This is a genomic window from Streptomyces spinoverrucosus (assembly GCF_015712165.1).
GTDB lineage: Bacteria > Actinomycetota > Actinomycetes > Streptomycetales > Streptomycetaceae > Streptomyces > Streptomyces spinoverrucosus_A.
Genome location: NZ_JADPZX010000001.1, coordinates 5,179,310 through 5,197,739 on the forward strand (window position 1 = coordinate 5,179,310; position 18,430 = coordinate 5,197,739).

At 72.4% G+C, this 18,430-nt stretch carries 18 protein-coding genes; 8 read left to right on the plus strand and 10 right to left on the minus strand.

The genetic code is table 11. The features are described 5' to 3' along the window. The first annotated feature begins 76 nt into the window (after positions 1-76). Positions 77-1,465, plus strand: a complete 1,389-nt coding sequence (locus I2W78_RS23560) for a cystathionine beta-synthase (RefSeq protein ID WP_196462260.1) — start codon at positions 77-79, stop codon at positions 1,463-1,465. Between the two features lie 352 nt (positions 1,466-1,817). Here I2W78_RS23560 and I2W78_RS23565 read toward each other — a convergent pair whose 3' ends face one another. From I2W78_RS23565 to I2W78_RS23585, 5 genes are all read right to left on the minus strand, one after another. Further along, entirely contained in the window at positions 1,818-2,243 is a 426-nt protein-coding gene (locus tag I2W78_RS23565; protein WP_196464689.1) for a hypothetical protein, read from the minus strand. A gap of 73 nt (positions 2,244-2,316) precedes the next feature. Further along, positions 2,317-3,255, minus strand: a complete 939-nt coding sequence (locus I2W78_RS23570; protein WP_196462261.1) for an ABC transporter substrate-binding protein — start codon at positions 3,253-3,255, stop codon at positions 2,317-2,319. 11 nt (positions 3,256-3,266) lie between these two features. Beyond that, the gene (locus I2W78_RS23575; RefSeq protein ID WP_196462262.1) at positions 3,267-3,929 is read right to left on the minus strand and encodes an ABC transporter permease; all 663 of its coding nucleotides are present in this window, start codon (positions 3,927-3,929) and stop codon (positions 3,267-3,269) included. A gap of 1 nt (position 3,930) precedes the next feature. Beyond that, the gene (locus tag I2W78_RS23580; protein ID WP_196462263.1) at positions 3,931-4,572 is read right to left on the minus strand and encodes an ABC transporter permease; all 642 of its coding nucleotides are present in this window, start codon (positions 4,570-4,572) and stop codon (positions 3,931-3,933) included. Next, positions 4,569-5,600, minus strand: coding sequence for an ABC transporter ATP-binding protein (locus I2W78_RS23585; protein WP_196462264.1), 1,032 nt, complete (start codon positions 5,598-5,600; stop codon positions 4,569-4,571). The genes I2W78_RS23580 and I2W78_RS23585 overlap by 4 nt, the downstream gene beginning before the upstream one ends. A 142-nt stretch (positions 5,601-5,742) precedes the next feature. On the opposite strand from I2W78_RS23585, the gene I2W78_RS23590 reads away from it, so the two are divergent. The 3 genes from I2W78_RS23590 to I2W78_RS23600 all read left to right on the plus strand — a co-directional run bounded on the left by I2W78_RS23590 (position 5,743) and on the right by I2W78_RS23600 (position 8,832). Further along, positions 5,743-7,251 (plus strand): aromatic amino acid ammonia-lyase, encoded by a 1,509-nt coding sequence (locus tag I2W78_RS23590; RefSeq protein WP_196462265.1) that lies wholly within the window; start codon positions 5,743-5,745, stop codon positions 7,249-7,251. Next, on the plus strand, positions 7,248-8,108 hold the full coding sequence (locus I2W78_RS23595; RefSeq protein ID WP_196462266.1) for a MurR/RpiR family transcriptional regulator: 861 nt from the start codon (positions 7,248-7,250) through the stop codon (positions 8,106-8,108). Before I2W78_RS23590 ends, I2W78_RS23595 begins: the two co-directional genes overlap by 4 nt. A gap of 127 nt (positions 8,109-8,235) precedes the next feature. Continuing rightward, the gene (locus I2W78_RS23600) at positions 8,236-8,832 is read left to right on the plus strand and encodes a hypothetical protein (protein WP_196462267.1); all 597 of its coding nucleotides are present in this window, start codon (positions 8,236-8,238) and stop codon (positions 8,830-8,832) included. A 10-nt stretch (positions 8,833-8,842) separates the two neighbouring features. Here the strand turns inward: I2W78_RS23600 and I2W78_RS23605 are convergent, their stop codons facing one another. The 5 genes from I2W78_RS23605 to I2W78_RS23625 form a co-directional block, all read right to left on the minus strand. Beyond that, on the minus strand, positions 8,843-9,217 hold the full coding sequence (locus I2W78_RS23605) for a hypothetical protein (RefSeq protein ID WP_196462268.1): 375 nt from the start codon (positions 9,215-9,217) through the stop codon (positions 8,843-8,845). Positions 9,218-9,233: 16 nt separating this feature from the next. After that, the gene (locus I2W78_RS23610; RefSeq protein ID WP_196462269.1) at positions 9,234-9,719 is read right to left on the minus strand and encodes a roadblock/LC7 domain-containing protein; all 486 of its coding nucleotides are present in this window, start codon (positions 9,717-9,719) and stop codon (positions 9,234-9,236) included. A gap of 139 nt (positions 9,720-9,858) precedes the next feature. Next, positions 9,859-10,884 carry a transcriptional regulator gene (locus I2W78_RS23615; protein ID WP_196462270.1) on the minus strand — a complete coding sequence of 342 codons (1,026 nt, stop codon included), beginning with the start codon at positions 10,882-10,884 and terminating at the stop codon, positions 9,859-9,861. Next, complete coding sequence (locus I2W78_RS23620; protein WP_196462271.1) at positions 10,881-11,276, minus strand: hypothetical protein; 396 nt, start codon at positions 11,274-11,276, stop codon at positions 10,881-10,883. The genes I2W78_RS23615 and I2W78_RS23620 overlap by 4 nt, the downstream gene beginning before the upstream one ends. Before the next feature lie 147 nt (positions 11,277-11,423). Beyond that, the gene (locus tag I2W78_RS23625) at positions 11,424-12,827 is read right to left on the minus strand and encodes a diaminopimelate decarboxylase (protein WP_196462272.1); all 1,404 of its coding nucleotides are present in this window, start codon (positions 12,825-12,827) and stop codon (positions 11,424-11,426) included. A 167-nt stretch (positions 12,828-12,994) separates the two neighbouring features. Between I2W78_RS23625 and hutU the strand changes: the two genes are divergently transcribed. From hutU to hutI, 4 genes are read left to right on the plus strand one after another with little or no spacing between them, the layout of a single operon-like run. After that, on the plus strand, positions 12,995-14,659 hold the full coding sequence (hutU, locus tag I2W78_RS23630; protein ID WP_196462273.1) for a urocanate hydratase: 1,665 nt from the start codon (positions 12,995-12,997) through the stop codon (positions 14,657-14,659). Further along, positions 14,656-15,873, plus strand: a complete 1,218-nt coding sequence (locus tag I2W78_RS23635; RefSeq protein ID WP_196462274.1) for an allantoate amidohydrolase — start codon at positions 14,656-14,658, stop codon at positions 15,871-15,873. The genes hutU and I2W78_RS23635 overlap by 4 nt, the downstream gene beginning before the upstream one ends. After that, on the plus strand, positions 15,870-17,204 hold the full coding sequence (locus tag I2W78_RS23640; RefSeq protein WP_196462275.1) for a formimidoylglutamate deiminase: 1,335 nt from the start codon (positions 15,870-15,872) through the stop codon (positions 17,202-17,204). Before I2W78_RS23635 ends, I2W78_RS23640 begins: the two co-directional genes overlap by 4 nt. Positions 17,205-17,239: 35 nt before the next feature. Then, a complete protein-coding gene (hutI, locus tag I2W78_RS23645; protein WP_230885562.1) occupies positions 17,240-18,412 on the plus strand; it encodes an imidazolonepropionase in 1,173 nt (390 codons plus the stop codon). Positions 18,413-18,430 lie beyond the last annotated feature (18 nt).

Genomic DNA, 18,430 nt, shown 5'->3' on the forward strand with positions numbered 1-18,430 from the left:
CGGCGAGTGAACGCCGGTGCCAGGCCATAGGCTGGCGCTACCACGACCACCTCTTCTGCAGCATCCGGAGACAACGGTGCAGTTCCACGACTCGATGATCAGTCTCGTCGGCAACACCCCGCTGGTGAGGCTCAACAACGTGACCAAGGGCATCAGGGCGACCGTCCTGGCCAAGGTCGAGTACTTCAACCCCGGCGGTTCCGTGAAGGACCGCATCGCGCTGCGCATGATCGAGGCCGCGGAGGAGAGCGGCGCGCTCAAGCCCGGCGGCACGATCGTGGAGCCGACCAGCGGCAACACCGGGGTGGGGCTGGCGATCGTGGCGCAGCAGAAGGGCTACAAGTGCATCTTCGTGTGCCCCGACAAGGTGTCCACGGACAAGATCAACGTGCTGCGGGCGTACGGCGCCGAGGTCGTCGTCTGCCCGACGGCCGTCGCGCCGGAGCACCCGGACTCGTACTACAACGTCTCCGACCGGCTGGTGCGCGAGACGCCGGGCGCCTGGAAGCCGGACCAGTACTCCAACCCCAACAACCCGCTGTCCCACTACCACTCGACCGGCCCCGAGCTGTGGGACCAGACGGAGGGGAAGATCACCCACTTCGTGGCCGGCGTCGGCACCGGCGGCACCATCTCCGGGACCGGGCGCTACCTGAAGGAAGTCAGCGACGGCCGGGTCAAGGTCGTCGGCGCCGACCCCGAGGGTTCCGTGTACTCGGGCGGGTCCGGGCGGCCGTACCTCGTCGAGGGCGTCGGTGAGGACTTCTGGCCGACGGCGTACGACCGGACGATCGCCGACGAGATCGTCGCCGTGTCCGACAAGGACTCCTTCCAGATGACCCGGCGTCTCGCCAAGGAGGAGGGACTGCTGGTCGGCGGCTCGTGCGGGATGGCCGTGGTCGCCGCGCTGCGGGTCGCCGAGCGGCTCGGCGAGGACGATGTGGTCGTCGTACTGCTGCCGGACAGCGGACGCGGGTACCTGAGCAAGATCTTCAACGACGAGTGGATGGCCGACTACGGCTTCCTGGAGGACACCGGTCCGAGCGCCCGCGTCAGCGATGTGCTCAACGACAAGGAGGGCGGCGCCATGCCGTCCCTGGTCCACATGCACCCGGACGAGACGGTCGGCCAGGCCATCGAGGTGCTGCGCGAGTACGGCGTCTCGCAGATGCCGATCGTCAAGCCGGGCGCCGGTCACCCGGACGTGATGGCCGCCGAGGTCGTGGGCTCGGTCGTCGAACGGGAGCTGCTGGACGCGCTGTTCACCAAGAGCGCCTCGCTCGACGACCCGCTGGAGAAGCACATGTCGGCGCCGCTGCCGCAGGTCGGCTCCGGCGAGTCGGTCGGGGACCTGATGTCCGTGCTCGGTACGGCGGACGCGGCGATCGTCCTCGTGGAGGGCAAGCCGAAGGGTGTGATCAGCCGGCAGGACCTGCTGGCCTTCCTCGCCAAGACCGCGAAGTAGCGGCAAACCGCCGGTGAACGGGCCATGTTGGCGGCGAACTTGCGGTGACGTGCGCGTTTGTTGGTCTTCTCGGAAGTGGTACGAGCGCGTCACGTTCGCGCAGCACCCGCTTAACACGGGTCCTGCACATTAGTGGGTGTCGGCAGGGCGGGAGCGGCTCCCCGCCCAGGCCGGCCCGTAAGGCGCCAAGGACCTCCGGAGCGGCTCCCGGACCTCCATGGACGCCACGGACGCGCAGGCTTGGCCCTGACCCGGCCCGCGTCCCTCGCGGGGACCGCCGTCGTCCCGCCCCCCGGCAACGGGGGTGCGGCGGTCCCCGCGCATAGCTTTTTCCCCCGCTGTGTCTCCGGGGTCAGTCTTCCCAGTCGCTGTCCTTGTTCGCATGGCGGCGCCTGCCGAACAGCCCCGGGTTGACGCGGGCGGCCTGGAAGGCGTTGACGCCGACGATGCCGGCCCAGGCGACGAGCAGGCCGGGCAGGTCGGCCACGCCGCCGCCGATCGCGGAGAGCGGCACCGCCAGGACCAGCGAGACGATGCCGAAGCCGAAGCGCTCGCCCCAGGAGTCCGTCGGCTTCGACGACCGCGAGTCCCGGGCCACCACCATCTGCTGCTCGGCCAGCTGCCGCCGCAGCCGGCGCTCCACGGCCCCGTCGATGCGCTGATCGACCTTCTCCAGGAACGAGTCGACCAGCGCGGACTCGTACTCCTCGCCCAGTTCCCTGCGCGCCTGCAGGGTGGCGTTGAGTTCCCTCTTCAGCTCGGTGTCCCGCGCGTCCATTCCGCTCATGCCCTTCACGGTAGGCAGCGCGGACGCCGACCGCACTGGGGTTAGCCCCCGTGTCGGCGACGGGTCAGCCGGTCGCCGCGAGGCCCTTGCGCTCGGCGTAGGCGTTCGCCACCTCCTCCGGGTCCTTCTTGTCCTTGTCGACCTGGCGGTTCAGCTCGGTGAGGTCGGCCGTGGTGAGGACGTTGCCGAGTTCGGCGAGCGCCTTGCGGACCGTCGAGTCGGCCTTGCGGTCGGCGATGAGGGGGACGACGTGCTGGCCGGGGACGAGGTTCTTCGGGTCGGTCAGGACCACCCAGTCGTTCTCCTGGATGTCGGTGTCGGTGGTGAAGAGGTTGGCCACGTCGACGTCGCCCTTCTTCAGGGCGCCCTTGACCAGTGGTCCGGAGGAGTCGAGTGACTTGAACTCCTTGAACTCGACGCCGTATACGTCCTTGAGGCCGACGACCCCCACCTGACGCTTCTTCACCTCCGGCGCCGCGCCGATGACCAGCCTGCCGTTCTGCTTCTTCAGGTCGGCCAGGGAGGTCAGGCCGTACTTCTGGGCCGTCTCCCGGGTCACCGCGAAGGCGTCCGAGTCCTCCGCCCTGCCGTACGGCAGCACCTGGAGGCCGGCGGGGAGAGCCATGGTGAGGGCGTTCTGCATCTCGCCCTCCTCCGTCGCCGTCGCCTTGGGGTCGACGTAGTGCAGCAGGGCGCCCTGGTACTCGGGGAGGAGGTCGATGTCGCCGCCCCGGATGGCGGGGATGAGGATCTCGCGGGTGCCGAGGTTGGGGCGGACGGTCGTTTTCACCCCGGCGGCCTCCAGGACGGCCGCGTACAGATACCCGAGCACCTGGTTCTCGGTGAAGTTGGCCGTGCCGATGGTGAGGCCGCCCTTGCTGGAGCCGCCGCCGGAGGTGGTGGTGCCCTCGCCTTCGAGGGAGGTGATGCCGCCGGCGCAGGCGGAGAGGGCGGTGACGGAGCCTGCGGCGAACAGGCCGCCGAGGAGCGTACGACGGTTCATGTCGGGGTTCCCTACGCGGTGCGGTGTCGGAAGAGGGCGCGCTGGAGGGCGGAGAGCGCGAGGTCGAGGGCGATGGCGACGACGGCGACCAGCACCGCGCCGCCGAGCACCTGCACCAGGTCGCGCTGGGCGAGGCCGTCGAAGACGTACCGGCCGAGGCCGCCGAAGGAGACGTACGCGGCGATGGTCGCCGTGGCCACGACCTGGATGAGTGCCAGGCGCAGGCCCGTCATGATCAGGGGCAGGGCGAGCGGCAACTCGACCTGGAGCAGTACCTGGTGGCCGCGCATGCCCTGGCCGCGGGCGGCGTCGCGGACGTCGGGGTCCACCGCCGTCATGCCCGCGTACGTGTTGGTGACGATCGCCGGGACCGCGAGGGCGACCAGCGCGACGTACACCGGCCACATGGACAGGCCGCTGGCCAGGAAGACCAGCACGACCAGGCCGACGGTGGGCAGGGCGCGGCCGAAGGACGCCAGGTTGATGGCGAGGAAGGCGCCCCGGCCGGTGTGGCCGATGAGCAGGCCCAGCGGGAGGCCGATCGCGGCGGCGATGAGGGTGGCCAGCAACGAGTACTGGAGGTGTTCGGCCAGGCGGTGCGCGATGCCGTCCGGGCCCGACCACTGTTCGCCGCTGGTCAGCCAGGTGCCGAGGTTCGTGAGGAGTTCGTACATCTCAGGCTCGCCGCCTCGTCCACGGGGTCAGTACGTACTGCACGGCCACCAGCAGCGCGTCCGCGACCACCGCGAGGAGCAGCGTGAGGGCCACTCCCGCGATCACCGGGGTCGGGAAGTTGCGCTGGAAGCCGTCGGTGAAGAGCTGGCCGAGGCCGCCGTCGCCGATGTAGGTCGCCACGGAGACGAGGGAGATCGACATGACGGTGGCGATGCGGACGCCCGCCATGATCACGGGGAGGGCCAGCGGGAACTCGACCGTGAGCAGGGTGCGCAGGGGGCGGGTGCCCATGGCCTGCGCCGCTTCCTTGGTCTTCGTCGGGACCGAGTCCAGGCCTTCGACGGTGTTCCGGAGCAGGACGACCAGGGTGTAGATCGTCAGGCCGATGACGGTGGTGGTGCGGGTCAGGCCGCTGACCGGGAGCAGCAGCACGAAGATCGCGATCGACGGGATGGTGAACAGGACGTTCGACAGGCCGAGCAGGAAGCCGCGCAGGGGGCGGATCCGGTGGGCCACGACGGCCAGCGGGAGCGAGATCAGCAGTCCGAGGAGGACCGCGGTGAGGGCCGCCTGGAGGTGGGAGACGGTCAGGGCGGTGAGGTCGTCGGTGTGGTCGGATATCCACGACCAGTCGATGGTCATGCGGCCAGTACCTCGCCGTGCGCCCGGTTCGCGTGCTCGTGGATGTCGTCGCGGGAGGAGACGCCGGTGAGGACGCCGTCCGCGTCGACGCGGGCGACGAGGCCGGTGGGGGAGGCGACCGACTCGTTGAGCGCGGACAGCAGGGAGTCGGTGTCCCGCAGTGGTCGTACGGGGAGCCGGGTGTCGTCGGCGGCCCAGTGCAGGGGCCTGCGGGCCTCGTCGAGTACGAGGGTCCAGGTGCCGCCTTCCGGTGCCGCGCCCTGCGGGACGGGCGCCAGGGCCCTGAGCGAGAGCAGCTTCAGGCCGCGCTCGGCGCCGAGGAAGTCCGCCACGAAGTCGTCGGCGGGACGGGCGAGGAGTTCGGCGGGCGGGGCGCACTGGACGAGGTGGCCGCCGGTGCGGAAGATCGCGATGCGGTCGCCCAGGCGGACGGCCTCGTCGATGTCGTGCGTGACGAAGACGATGGTCTTGCTCAACTCCTTCTGGAGCCTGAGCAGTTCGTCCTGGAGCTGGGTGCGGACCACCGGGTCGACCGCGCCGAACGGCTCGTCCATCAGCAGCACGGGCGGATCGGCGGCCAGCGCGCGGGCGACGCCGACGCGCTGCTGCTGGCCGCCGGAGAGCTGGTGCGGGTAGCGCCGGCCGGTCTCGGCGGGCAGGCCGACGGTTTCGAGGAGTTCGGCCGCCTTCGCGCGGGCCTTGCGGCGGCCCCAGCCGAGCAGCAGCGGCACGGTGGCGATGTTGTCCAGCACCGTGCGGTGCGGGAAGAGGCCCGACTGCTGGATGACGTAGCCGATGGACCGGCGCAGCTCGGCGGCGTCCTGCCGCTGGACGTCCTTGCCGCCGACGCGGATGGTGCCGGAGGTCGGTTCGACCATCCGGTTGATCATCCGCAGGGTGGTCGTCTTGCCGCAACCGGAGGATCCGACGAGCACGGTCACGCCGCCTTCCGGCATCCGGAGGGTGAGGTCGTGAACTGCTGTGGTGCCGTTGGGGAAGCGCTTGTGGACCGCGTCGAACTGGATCATGAGATGTCCCTTGCCCGGCCTGTATAACGTCATGCAGAGTTCTTGGTGTCTGAATAGGTTGTCAATGCTCCGACGTTAATCCGTGGTTACGGATGACCGGTGGGCAAGATCAAGTGTCCGGATTGAGGAGGGTTCGCGCGTGATGTCGTCTCGAATCGTGGACGCCCCGGAGAGTGCCGCGACGGACCTCGTGGTCCTCGACGGGCGTGGGGCGGGTGTCGCGGACGTCGTCCGGCTGGCCGACGGGCACGCACGGCCGGTGCCCGGGACCGAGGCGCTGAAGCGCGCGGAGGAGTCCTGGGACGCCGCCCGCATGATCGCCGCGACCGGACGCGTGTACGGCCGCTCCACCGGCGTCGGCGCCAACCGGAACGAGCCCGTGCCCACCGAGGACGCCGCCGCGCACGGACTGCGGCTGCTGCGCAGCCACGCCGGCGCCATCGGCGAGGAGCTGCCCGCCCGGCAGGTGCGGGCCATGCTCGCCATACGCGCCAACCAGCTGCTGGCGGGCGGCGCAGGGCTGCGGCCCTCCGTCGTCACCGCGCTGTGCGAGGCGCTGACGGCCGGGGCGTACCCGGTGGTGAACGAGTTCGGGTCGGTCGGCACCGGCGACATCGCCGCGCTGGCGCAGGTCGGCCTGGCGCTGGCGGGGGAGCACCCCTGGCGGGGCGTCGGCGCGCCCGAGGCGCAGCCGCTGGACAACAACGACGCGCTCGCGCTGATCAGCAGCAACGCCCTCACCCTCGGCCAGTCCGCGCTCGCCCTGCACGAACTGCGGGGCCTGCTCGCCGCCACCCAGGTCGTCGCCGCGCTGTCCCTGCTCGCCGTCGACGGCTCCCACGAGGCGTACGCCGCGCCCGTGCACGCCGCCCGCCCGCACCGCGGCACGGCCGACGTCGCCCGCCGGATGCGGCAGCTGATCGGCGCCGCCGATCGGCCGCACCCGCCGCTCGGCCGCATCCAGGACCCGTACGGCTTCCGCTGCCTGCCCCAGATCCACGGCCCCGCGCACGACGCCGCCGACGCCCTCGAAGACGTCCTCACCGTCGAGATCAACGCGGCCGCCGAGAACCCGCTGATCTCCCCCGAGGACATGGCCGCCTACCACCACGGCGGCTTCTACCAGGCCCAACTCGCCCTCGCCCTGGACCACTTCAGGCTCGCCATAACGCAGGTCGCCCGCCTGTCGACGTCCCGGCTGTCGACGTTGAACGAGCCCGCCTTCACCCGCCTGCGCCCCTTCCTCGCCGACCACGAGCCCGCCTCCTCCGGGGTGATGATCCTGGAGTACGCCGCCGGCGCCGCCCTCGGTGATCTGCGGGCCTTCTCCGCGCCCGCGTCGCTCGGCCACGCTGTACTCTCCCGAGGCGTCGAGGAACAGGCCAGCTTCGCCTCGCTCGCCGCACGTCAGACACTGCGCGCGTGCCGCGCGTACCGTCTCGTCGTCGGCTGCGAACTCGTCGCCGCCGTACGGGCGTTGCGCCAGCGCGACCTGCGGCCCGAACCGGACCTCCCGGCGGGCCGGGCGCTGGAACTCGCCGAGTCGGTGCTGGACGCGGACCCGGCGGACCGGCCGCTCACGCACGACGTCACGCTGGCCGCCGAACTGCTCGACCGGTTCACGGACATCTGGAGGGGGAGCACGTCATGAGCGCGGACACGAACACGGGTGTGCCGGACAGCCCGGCGGCGCGGTTGCAGGCGCTGTTCGAGGGGCACCGGCTGACACCGACCCAGCGGCGTATCGCGCACAGCATGGTGCGGCGGGCCGCCGACGTGCCGTTCCTGTCCAGCGTCGAGCTGGCCGAACTGGCCGGGGTCAGCCAGCCGTCCGTGACCCGCTTCGCGGTCGCCCTCGGCTTCGACGGCTACCCCGCCCTGCGCAGGCACCTGCGCGAGGTCGCGCCCGTCGAACAACCGGCGGACGCGGCGTCGTACAACGAGTACCAGCAGGCCGTCGAGGCCGAGATCGAGAACCTCAAGCACCTCGCCGAACTGCTCGCCGACCCCCGGCCCGTGCAGGACGCCGGGCGGCTGCTGGCCGCCTCCCGCCCGCTGCCGGTGCTGGGCCTCAGGGCGGCCGCCTCCCAGGCCTACGGCTTCGCGTACTTCGCCGCCAAGGTCCATCCGGACGTACGTCTGCTCAACGAGGGCGGCACGATGATCCACGACCGGATCGACGGCGCCGCACGGGCGGGCGCCTCGGCGCTGCTGTGCTTCGCGCTGCCCCGGCATCCCCGGGAGGTCGTGGACACCCTGGCCTACGCGAAGGAGGCCGGGCTGACGGTGGTGACCGTCGCCGACTCGGCCTTCGCGCCGGTCGCCAAGGTGTCCGACCTGCTGCTGCCCGCCGCCGTCGGCACCGGGCTCGCCTTCGACACGGCGTGCGCGCCGATGCTGCTGGGGCGGGTGCTGCTGGAGGCGATGTGCGACGACCTGCCGGACGCGCAGGCCCGGCTTGAGGAGTTCGACGCGCGGGCGGCGGCGCGGGGGCTGTTCGTGGAGTGACGTTGCCGCCGCCGGCTTCTCAGACTCGTCTCACCTTGCCTCGCTAGCGTGCCTGTTCTAGAGGTCTAAGGGTTCTGAGGTTTTCAGACCTGAGGCAACGTTGGACACGTGAGACGGGAGGCTGAACGTGGTGCGCGGAGGACAGGGGCTGGCTCGGGTGGCCTGCGTCGTACGGGCCGGGGCCGCACCACTGTGGTGGCTGGGCGTGTTCGCGGCCGGCATCGGCGTACTGGTGCCGGGCCTGACGGGGCGCCGGATCGGCGTCATGGCCGGGGCCGTGCTGTTCATCCTGGCGGCGGCCCTCGTGGCGTACGCGCGCCGCGGACGGTATGTCGCCCTCGCCCGCGGCGCCGCCCGCGCCGCCAAGCAGGACGTGCTCCAGGACCGCGCAGTGACCGTGCGCAACTGGCGGCGCGGGCACCGCTGGTGGCTGCTGCTCGCCTTCCTCACCGCGCTGGGCGGCTCCTTCGCCGTGCCCGCCGCGGGCGGCATGCTGCTCGCCGGGTGCGGTGTGGGGCTGTGGCTGAAGGCGGCGTGGCTCGGGCGGCGCGAGCGGGCCGCCGAGGAGCTGCTGTGGGTGCGCGTCGACTGGCTGAGCGGGGGCCTGGGCGGTGGCGGGGGCCGTCCGGTCGGCAAGGCCGTGAAGGCCTTCCGCAGCACGGGCATCGCGGCGGGCGACGCGGCGCCGGGCGGTTCCCGTCGCCGCACCGCCGCGCTGGTCTGAGCGGCGGGCCTCAGACTTCGAGTTGCTCCTCGATTCGGCGCAGCTGGTGGCGGGCCATCGCGAGGTTGGCGCGCTTGGCGTCCAGGACGAGGTAGAGGAAGAGTCCGTTGCCGCCGCGGCCGCTGAGGAGGCGGATCAGGTGGTACTGGTCCGACAGCGTGATCAGGATGTCCTCGATCTGGGCCTTGAGCCCGAGGTGTTCCATCGTGCGCATCTTGGCGCGGACCACGTCGGTGTTGCCCGCGGCGGCGACGTTGAGGTCGAAGCTCTTGCTGCCGCCCATCGTGCCGAGGGCCATGCCGCTGGTGTAGTCGACGAGGGCGACTCCGGTGGCGCCTTCGATGGAGGCGAGGGCTTCCTTCAGGGCGGTCTCGGTGTTGGCCATGGTGGTTGGGTTCCTCTCAACTTTCCGTGGTGGTGGGTGCGTTCGTGGGGGTGCGGGGAGTTCGGCGGACGGGCTTCTGGCGGGTGGTGGGGGCCGTCGCGGGCTTGGCGGGGAGAACGGGCGGGGCCGGGGGCAGGCTGTCGACCAGCTCGCCGATGCGGGCGCCGGTGCGGCGGCCCTCCAGGTGCAGTCGGCCGACGTTGACGCGGTCCTCGGCGAGCAGCGTCAGTACGGCGGTGTGGCCCGCGGCGTACGTCGCCACGTAGCCGCGGACGCCGCGGACCAGCAGTTCACGCAGCTCGCCCCGGCCGGTCGCGTCCGTGACCCGGACCGCGACGCCGAGTGCGGCGGCGGTGAGCGCGGCGAGGCCCTCCGGTTCGACGCCGGGGGTGTCGTGGGCGATGACCAGGCCGTCCACGCTGGCGGCGAGGGCGCCGGTCAGTTGGGGGACGCGGGCTCTCAGCCGGCGGAGTTCGTCGAGGATCGGGGGTTCCACCGCCATCAGGGCTCTCCTCTCGGCGGGCGGTCGAGGCGGTTGTCGGGGTGTGGGTGCGGGCGGCGTGGGGTGCGGTGGCGTCTGGTGCGGTGGCGTCGGCTGTGGTGGCGTCGGCCGGCGTGCGGGCTGTCGCGGTTGCTGCCGCTCAAAGGGCCTCCAGCGCATCCCTGACCCTCTTCAGCAGTTCGATGTCGGGCTGTTGGGCCGGGTGTTGGGCGGAGTGTTGGGCGGAGTGGGGGCCGACGGGTGTGATGTCGGCCGGGGTTGTGGGGGCGGGGTGGCCGGGCGGGGTGGGGGCACCGGGGCCCGGGTCCGGGTCCGGGTGCTCGGGCTGCTTCGGCCAGGGGGCGTCCGTGCCGGGTGGTGCCGGGCGGGGCTGCTTCGGCCAGGAGGCGTCCGTGCCGGGTGGTGCCGGGCGGGGCTGCTTCGGCCAGGGGGCGTCCGTGTCCGGCGGTGCCGGGCGGGGGGCCACCAGGCCGGCTGCTGCCAGGCGGCGTATGGCCACCAGGGTGTGGAAGGCCGGTCTGCCCAGGTCGCGGGCGATGTCCGCCGCCGTGCGCAGGCCGTCCACGCGGGCCAGCACCGCGCTCTGCCGGGGTGCGACCGCCGGGGCGGCGGCGGTGTCGAGGCGTTCCAGGGGCGCGCTGTCGGTCGTCGGGTCCGGCCAGATGCGGTGCAGCAGGGCGCGGCGGCGGAGCGTCTCGTGTTCGACGGCGCCGACCGGGACCGGGTGCACGGAACCGAGCCAGTGAGTGGTGCCGTACCGGAAGCGGCCCGGGGTGCTGCTGGGCGCGAGCGCGAAGTACGCGGCGTCGTACAGCGCGCTGAGGTGACACAACTCCAGCGCGCCCGGGGCGATTCGGCCGCCGTCGAGGAGGACGCGGTCGGCGGTGTCCGGCTCGTCGGCCCGGTCGACGGCGTCCTGCCAGGCCTGCGCGTCGAGCGTGCCGTGGGCCGTCAGGAGCACGTCGAGACCGGGTGCGAGGGGGCTCTCGGCGTGCACGACCCGCCCCTCGGCGAGGTACAGGGTGCCGGTCGCGCGGACCAGGACGCCGGTGGCGCGCTCGGCGGCGAGGCGGGTGAGCATCGGGGAGACGCCGCCGGCCCGGTGCCGGACCGTCTTTTCCCGTACCGGCAGTCTCGGCGGCGGGGTGGTGCCGACCATGGTCATCCCAGCACCAGCCGTCCGGCCGTCTCGCCCAGCCGGATCCGGGCCAGTGCGAGGTTGCCGTCCGCCCGGGCCAGCCACAGGTGCAGAAAGACGCTGCTGTCGAACGACGTCCGCACGAACCGCAGGACGTGGTAGCTGTCCCGGTTGCTGAGGATCAGGTCCTCGACCGGCGGATCGGCCTCCCCCTCCTCGGCGTCCCCCGGTGCGAACGCCCGCTGTTCGGCGGCCAGCCGGGCCAGCTCAGCGGCCTCGGCGGCCGCCGCCTCGTGGTCGCCGCCGGGCGGCTCGCCGACGGTGCCCAGGGCCAGTCCGCTCGTCCAGTCGACCAGTGCGGCTCCTCGGGCTCCGGGCAGCCGCATGGCCTCCAGTAAGCACTCGTCGATTCCGGGCACCCTGGACTCCCCTCCTGCCTGGGTTCGGCTGAGTGACCCTGAGACTACGCAACGTGTGTGCGAGAGGTGAGCGTTCTGGCATTTTCCAGTGGAACATGCGACGAGTGACTAGGGTGGGTCAACTGACGCCATGTGCAGGCGAGTTGATCACCGCTCGGGCAGCGCGGTGAGCGTGCCCGCGTGCGCCCCGCCCGACTCGGCCACGATCTCGTCGATCGTCTGTGCGGTCCGCGCGGTCGCGAAGGCCACGCCACCGGCCCCGTCCGGGGCGAAGCCGTAGATGCCCGGCCGGGCGAGGGAGTTGTACGCGTAGTGGTGGGCGAAGTAGTACGCGCCCGTGTCCAGCGCCGCCGCGTAGTCGCCCTGCTCCAGCAGTGGCAGCGCGCGCCCCTCGGCCAGCAGGTCGCCCGCGAAGCACGCCGGTCCCGCCACGTCCTGAACCACCGCGGGCCCCTCCTTCGGCCGCCCCTTGCCGTCGTACGCGGCGATCCGCAGCGGCCACGACCCCGGCGCGTACACCGTCCGCGTCGCCACCTGCACGCCCGCGTGCGTCACCGCCACCGGCCGCCCGCCCGCGCTCTTGGCGTACTCCACCCGCGCCACCACCGTCCCGTGCTTGGCCAGCAGCGACCGGCCGAACTCGGTCACCAGCCCGTACCGCCCGTCGAACAGCCCCGGCACCGTCTCCTTCAGCATCCGCGCGTACTGCGCGTACGTCGGTGTCGTCGCCTCCGAGGCGAAGTTCACCGGCAGTCCGCCGCCGATGTCGATCGTGTCGACCTGCGGCCGCCCGATCCGCCGGTTGATCTCCTCCGCCAGCGCGTGCGTCGCCGCCACCCCCTCGCTCATCCGCGACAGCGGGATGCCCTGCGACCCGGTGTGCGCGTGCAGCCGCGTCAGCCAGGGGCGCTCGGCGTACGCCCGTACCACCCACTCGCGCGCCCCCTCGTCCCGCAGTGCCACCCCGAACTTCGAGGTCGCCGTGGCGGTGGACAGCGCCTCGATGGAACCGCCGCCGACCTGCGGATTCACCCGTAGCCCGATGGGGGAGCGGCTCGGCGCCGACCGCATCAGGGCGTCGATGCGGGCCAGCTCCTGCGGGTTGTCCGCGTTGACGGCGATCCCCAGTGCGAGCGCCTCCCGCAGCTCCGCCGGGGTCTTCGCGGGCGAGTCCAGCACCGTTCGCTCCGGCGCCACCCCGGCCGCCCGGGCCAGCGCCAGCTCGCCGGGGCTGGCCACCTCCGCGCCGATGCCCTCGTCACGCAGCAGCCGCAGCACCGGCACCAGCGGGGTCGCCTTCACCGCGAAGGCGTGCAGCACGGGCGTGCCGGGCGCCACCACCGCGTCGAACGCCGCACGCAACCGCGCCGCCGACTCCCGGATGCCGGTGACGTCGAGCAGCCCGGCGATGGGGGTGTCCGGCCCCAGCAGCCCCTGCTCCACGGCGGCCCGCACCGCCTCGTCGCGCCGCACCGACCGCTCGGCGCCGCCCGCCTGACCTTCATGAACGTCGTGCACGTCGTCCCCCGTCCTGTCGATGCCTGAGCCCATACATCCAGCCAAACATCCGCGGCGGTGCCGTGTCGGGGGACGCCGCTATTGACTAGCTCTATTCATCTCGTCAGGATATGAATAACCGCAGCAACATTGCCGTAGCTACATCCCGCAGCAACAGTCCGCAGCGAGCTCCGAGAGAGCAGTCATCAGGGAGGCAGACCATGTCAGGACCCCGCCCCGTACGAGCGCCGCGCGGTACAGAGCCGAGCGCCCTGGGCTGGCAGCAGGAGGCTGCCCTGCGGATGCTGCAGAACAACCTCGACCCCGAGGTCGCCGAGCACCCCGACAAGCTCGTCGTCTACGGCGGCACCGGCAAGGCGGCGCGGGACTGGCGGTCCTTCGACGCCATGGTGCGGACCCTGAAGGGGCTGAAGCAGGACGAGACGATGCTCGTCCAGTCCGGCCGCCCGGTCGGCGTGATGCAGACCCACGAGTGGGCGCCGCGGGTGCTCATCGCCAACTCCAACCTCGTCGGCGACTGGGCCAACTGGGAGGAGTTCCGCCGCCTGGAGGCCCTCGGCCTGACCATGTACGGGCAGATGACCGCCGGTTCCTGGATCTACATCGGCACCCAGGGCATCCTCCAGGGCACCTACGAGACCTTCGCCGCCGTCGCCGCGAAGAAGTTCGGCGGTTCGCTGGCCGGGACGATCACCCTGACGGCCGGGCTCGGCGGGATGGGCGGCGCCCAGCCGCTCGCCGTCACCATGAACGACGGTGTGGCGATCTGCGTCGACTGCGACCCGCGGGCCATCGACCGCCGTATCGAGCACCGCTACCTCGACGTCAAGGCCGACTCCCTCGACCACGCCCTCCAGCTCGCCACCGAGGCCCGCGACGCGCGCCGCCCGCTGTCCATCGGCGTGCTCGGCAACGCCGCCGAACTCGTGCCGCAGCTGCTCGCCATGGGCGCCCCCATCGACATCGTCACCGACCAGACCTCGGCGCACGACCCGCTGTCCTACCTGCCGCTCGGCGTCGACTTCGACGAGATGGCGTCGTACGCGGCGAAGGACCCGGCCGGCTTCACCACGCGGGCGCGTGAGTCGATGGCCCGGCATGTCGAGGCGATGGTGGGCTTCATGGACGCCGGCGCCGAGGTCTTCGACTACGGCAACTCGATCCGCGGCGAGGCGCGACTCGCCGGATACGACCGGGCGTTCGCCTTCCCGGGCTTCGTCCCCGCCTACATCCGCCCGCTGTTCTGCGAGGGCAAGGGCCCCTTCCGCTGGGCGGCCCTGTCCGGCGACCCCGCCGACATCGCCAAGACGGACAAGGCCATCCTCGACCTGTTCCCCGAGAACGAGTCCCTCGCCCGCTGGATCCGCATGGCCGGGGAGCGGGTGCACTTCCAGGGCCTGCCCGCCCGGATCTGCTGGCTCGGGTACGGCGAGCGCGACAAGGCCGGTGAGCGCTTCAACGACATGGTCGCGAGCGGGGAGCTGGCCGCGCCGATCGTCATCGGGCGCGACCACCTCGACAGCGGGTCCGTGGCCTCGCCCTACCGGGAGACCGAGGCCATGCTCGACGGCTCCGACGCGATCGCCGACTGGCCGCTGCTGAACGCCATGGTGAACGTGGCCTCGGGCGCCTCCTGGGTGTCCATCCACCATGGCGGCGGCGTCGGCATGGGACGCTCCATCCACGCCGGCCAGGTGACCGTGGCCGACGGCACGGCGCTGGCCGGGGAGAAGGTCCGCCGGGTGCTGACCAACGACCCCGGGATGGGCGTCATCCGGCACGTGGACGCGGGCTACGACATCGCGCAGTCGGTGGCGTCCGAGCGGGGCGTGCGGGTGCCGATGCGTGAGGGTGACCAGGCGTGACCTTCCACAGCATGTGGGCGGAGTTGCTGCCGATCGGCCGCAGCTCCGCCTCCGGCGGCTACCGCCGCTACGCCTGGACCGGCGCCGACGCCGAGTGCCGGGACTGGTTCAGGGCGCAGGCCGAGGCACGCGGGCTCGCCTACGAGGTCGACCGCAACGGCAACCAGTGGGCCTGGCTGGGCGATCCCGCCCAGGGGGACGCCGTCGTCACGGGGTCGCATCTGGACTCCGTCCCCGATGGTGGGGCCTTCGACGGGCCCCTCGGGGTCGTGTCCTCGTTCGCCGCGCTCGACGAACTGCGCGGCCGCGACGTGCGCTTCGGCAAGCCCCTCGGCATCGTCAACTTCGGCGACGAGGAGGGCGCCCGCTTCGGGCTCGCCTGTGTCGGGTCGCGCCTCGCCGCAGGGCAGCTCACCGTCGAGCAGGCGCACCGGCTGACCGACGGCGACGGAATCACGCTCCCGCAGGCCATGGAGGCTGCCGGGTACGACCCCGAAGCCATCGGCCCCGACCCCGAACGGCTCGCCCGCATCGGTGCCTTCGTCGAACTGCACGTCGAACAGGGCCGCGCGCTCGACCTGTCCGGCGACCAGGTCGGCATCGCCAGCGCCATCTGGCCGCACGGGCGGTGGCGGTTCGACTTCCGGGGCGAGGCCAACCACGCCGGCACGACCCGGCTCGCCGACCGGCGCGACCCCATGCTGTCGTACGCCGAGACCGTCCTCGCCGCCCGCCGTGAGGCCCGGCTCGCGGACGCCGTCGCCACCTTCGGCAAGATCGCCGTCGAGCCCAACGGCGTCAACGCCATCCCCTCCCTGGTGCGCGGCTGGCTCGACTCCCGCGCCGCCGACCAGCACACTCTCGACACCGTCGTCACCGGCATCCAGCAGGCGGCCCGCGAGTACGCCGACGCGCACGGCGTCGACCTGGACGTCGTACGGGAGTCGTTCACGCCGGTCGTCGAGTTCGACCACGCCCTGCGCGACGAACTGGCCCGCATCCTCGGGAAGGACACCGACCTCAAGGTCCCCGTCCTGGGTACGGGCGCCGGACACGACGCCGGAATCCTGTCCGGGACGATCCCGACCGCCATGCTGTTCGTGCGCAACCCCACCGGCGTCTCGCACTCCCCGGCCGAGTTCGCCGCCGAGGACGACTGCGTGGCCGGAGTCACCGCACTCGCCGACGTACTGGAAGGGCTGGCCCGCACGTGACACGGACGTACTGGCTGGAGCACGCCTGGCTCGGCACCCATGTCGAGCCGGGTGTCGCCGTCGACGTCGAGGACGGCCGGATCACCGCCGTTCACCAGGGCACGGACACCCCGCCCCCGGGCGCCGAACCCCTCCGCGGCCTCACCCTCCCGGGCCTGGCCAACGCCCACAGCCACGCCTTCCACCGCGCCCTGCGCGGCACCGTCCAGGTCGGCTCCGGCACCTTCTGGACCTGGCGCGAGGTCATGTACGCGACCGCCGACCGGCTCACCCCGGACAGGTACCACGCGCTGGCCAGGGCGGTCTACGCCGAGATGGCCCTCACCGGCGTCACGGCCGTCGGCGAGTTCCACTACGTCCACCACGCCCCCGGCGGCACCCCCTACGCCGACCCCAACGCCATGGGCGAGGCCCTCATCGCGGCCGCCGCCGAAGCCGGGATCCGTATCACCCTCCTCGACACCTGCTACCTCTCCTCCGGCTTCGGACAGCCGCCCAACACCCACCAGCTGCGGTTCTCCGACCGGACGGCTGAGGCATGGGCCGAACGCTGTTCAGTTCTCAAGGAACGGGATCACGCACGGATCGGGGCGGCGATCCACTCCGTACGGGCCGTGCCCGCAGACCAGTTGGCGACCGTGGCGCAGTGGGCCGAGGAACGGCGGGCCCCGCTGCATGTGCACCTGTCGGAGCAGACCGCCGAGAACGACGCCTGCCGGGAAGTCCACGGCTGCACCCCGACGCAGCTCCTCGCCCTGCACGGCGTGCTCGGACCGCGCACCACCGGCGTCCACAACACCCACCTCACCGCCGAGGACATGTCCCTCATCGGTGGCAGCGGCACCGGCACCTGCATGTGCCCGACGACCGAGCGGGACCTCGCCGACGGCATCGGACCCGCCGCCGCTCTCCAGAACGAAGGCTCCCCCCTCTCCCTCGGCTCCGACAGCCACGCCGTCATCGACCTGCTCGAAGAGGCGCGCGCGATGGAGCTGAACGAGCGGCTGCGCACCCGCACCCGCGGCCACTGGACGGCCGCCGCCCTGCTGCGGGCCGCCACGGCGGACGGTCATGCCGCGCTCGGCTGGGCGGACGCGGGCAGCCTGGAGCCCGGCGCGCTCGCCGACTTCACGACGATCGCGCTCGACTCGGTCAGAACAGCGGGGCCGCTGCCCAGGCTGGGCGCCGAGACGGCCGTATTCGCCGCGACGGCAGCGGACGTACGCCATACGGTCGTCGGCGGGCGGCATGTCGTACGCGACGGGGCGCACACCCTCGTACCCGATGTGCCGCAGGCACTCGCGCGGGCCGTCGACGCCCTGCGTGCCTGACCAACGCCCCCAGCCCGGCCACTCGCGAGGACATCATGAGCAGCACCGTCATCACCAACATCGCCACGCTGGTCACCAACGACCCCTCCCTCGGTGACGGATCCCCCCTGGGCCTGGTCCGGGACGCGGCCGTCGTCATCGACGGCGACCGCGTCGCGTGGACCGGTGAATCAAGCAAAGCACCCGCCACTGACAATCGGGTCGACGCCGGCGGCCGTGCGGTGATCCCGGGCTTCGTGGACTCCCACTCCCACCTCGTCTTCGCGGGCGACCGCACCGAGGAGTTCAACGCCCGTATGTCCGGCCGCCCCTACAACGCGGGCGGCATCCGGACCACGGTCGCCGCCACCCGCGCCGCGACGGACGCCCAACTCGAAGCCAACCTCACCCGCTACCTCGCCGAAGCCCTCCGCCAGGGCACCACGACCTTCGAAACCAAGTCCGGCTACGGCCTCACCGTCGAGGACGAGGCCCGCGCCCTGCGCATCGCCGCCGCCCACACCGACGAGGTCACCTACCTCGGCGCCCACATCGTCTCCCCCGACTACGCCGAGGACCCGGCGGCCTACGTCGCCCTGGTCACCGGCGAGATGCTCGACGCCTGCGCGCCGTACGCCCGTTGGATCGACGTCTTCTGCGAGAAGGGCGCCTTCGACGGCGACCAGGCCCGCGCGATCCTCACCGCCGGCAAGGCGAAGGGCCTGCACCCCCGCGTCCACGCCAACCAGCTGACGTACGGGCCCGGAGTACAGCTCGCCGTCGAACTGGACGCGGCCTCCGCCGACCACTGCACCCACCTCGCGGACGAGGACGTCGACGCCCTGGCCAACAGCCGGACGGTCGCCACCCTCCTCCCCGGCGCCGAGTTCTCCACCCGCGCCGAGTGGCCGAACGCCCGCCGTCTGCTGGACGCGGGCGTCACCGTGGCCCTGTCGACGGACTGCAACCCGGGCTCGTCCTTCACGTCGTCCGTCCCGTTCTGCATCGCCCTCGCCGTACGGGACATGCGCATGACCCCCGACGAGGCCCTCTGGTCCGCCACGGCGGGGGGCGCCCGCGCCCTGCGCCGCGACGACATCGGCCGTCTGAGCCCCGGCGCCTACGCCGACCTGGCCCTCCTCGACGCCCCCAGCCATGTCCATCTCGCCTACCGGCCGGGCGTGCCGCTGGTGACCGAGGTGTGGCGGCGGGGCGCACGGGTCGTCTGAGAAGCCGCTGTCAGGTCG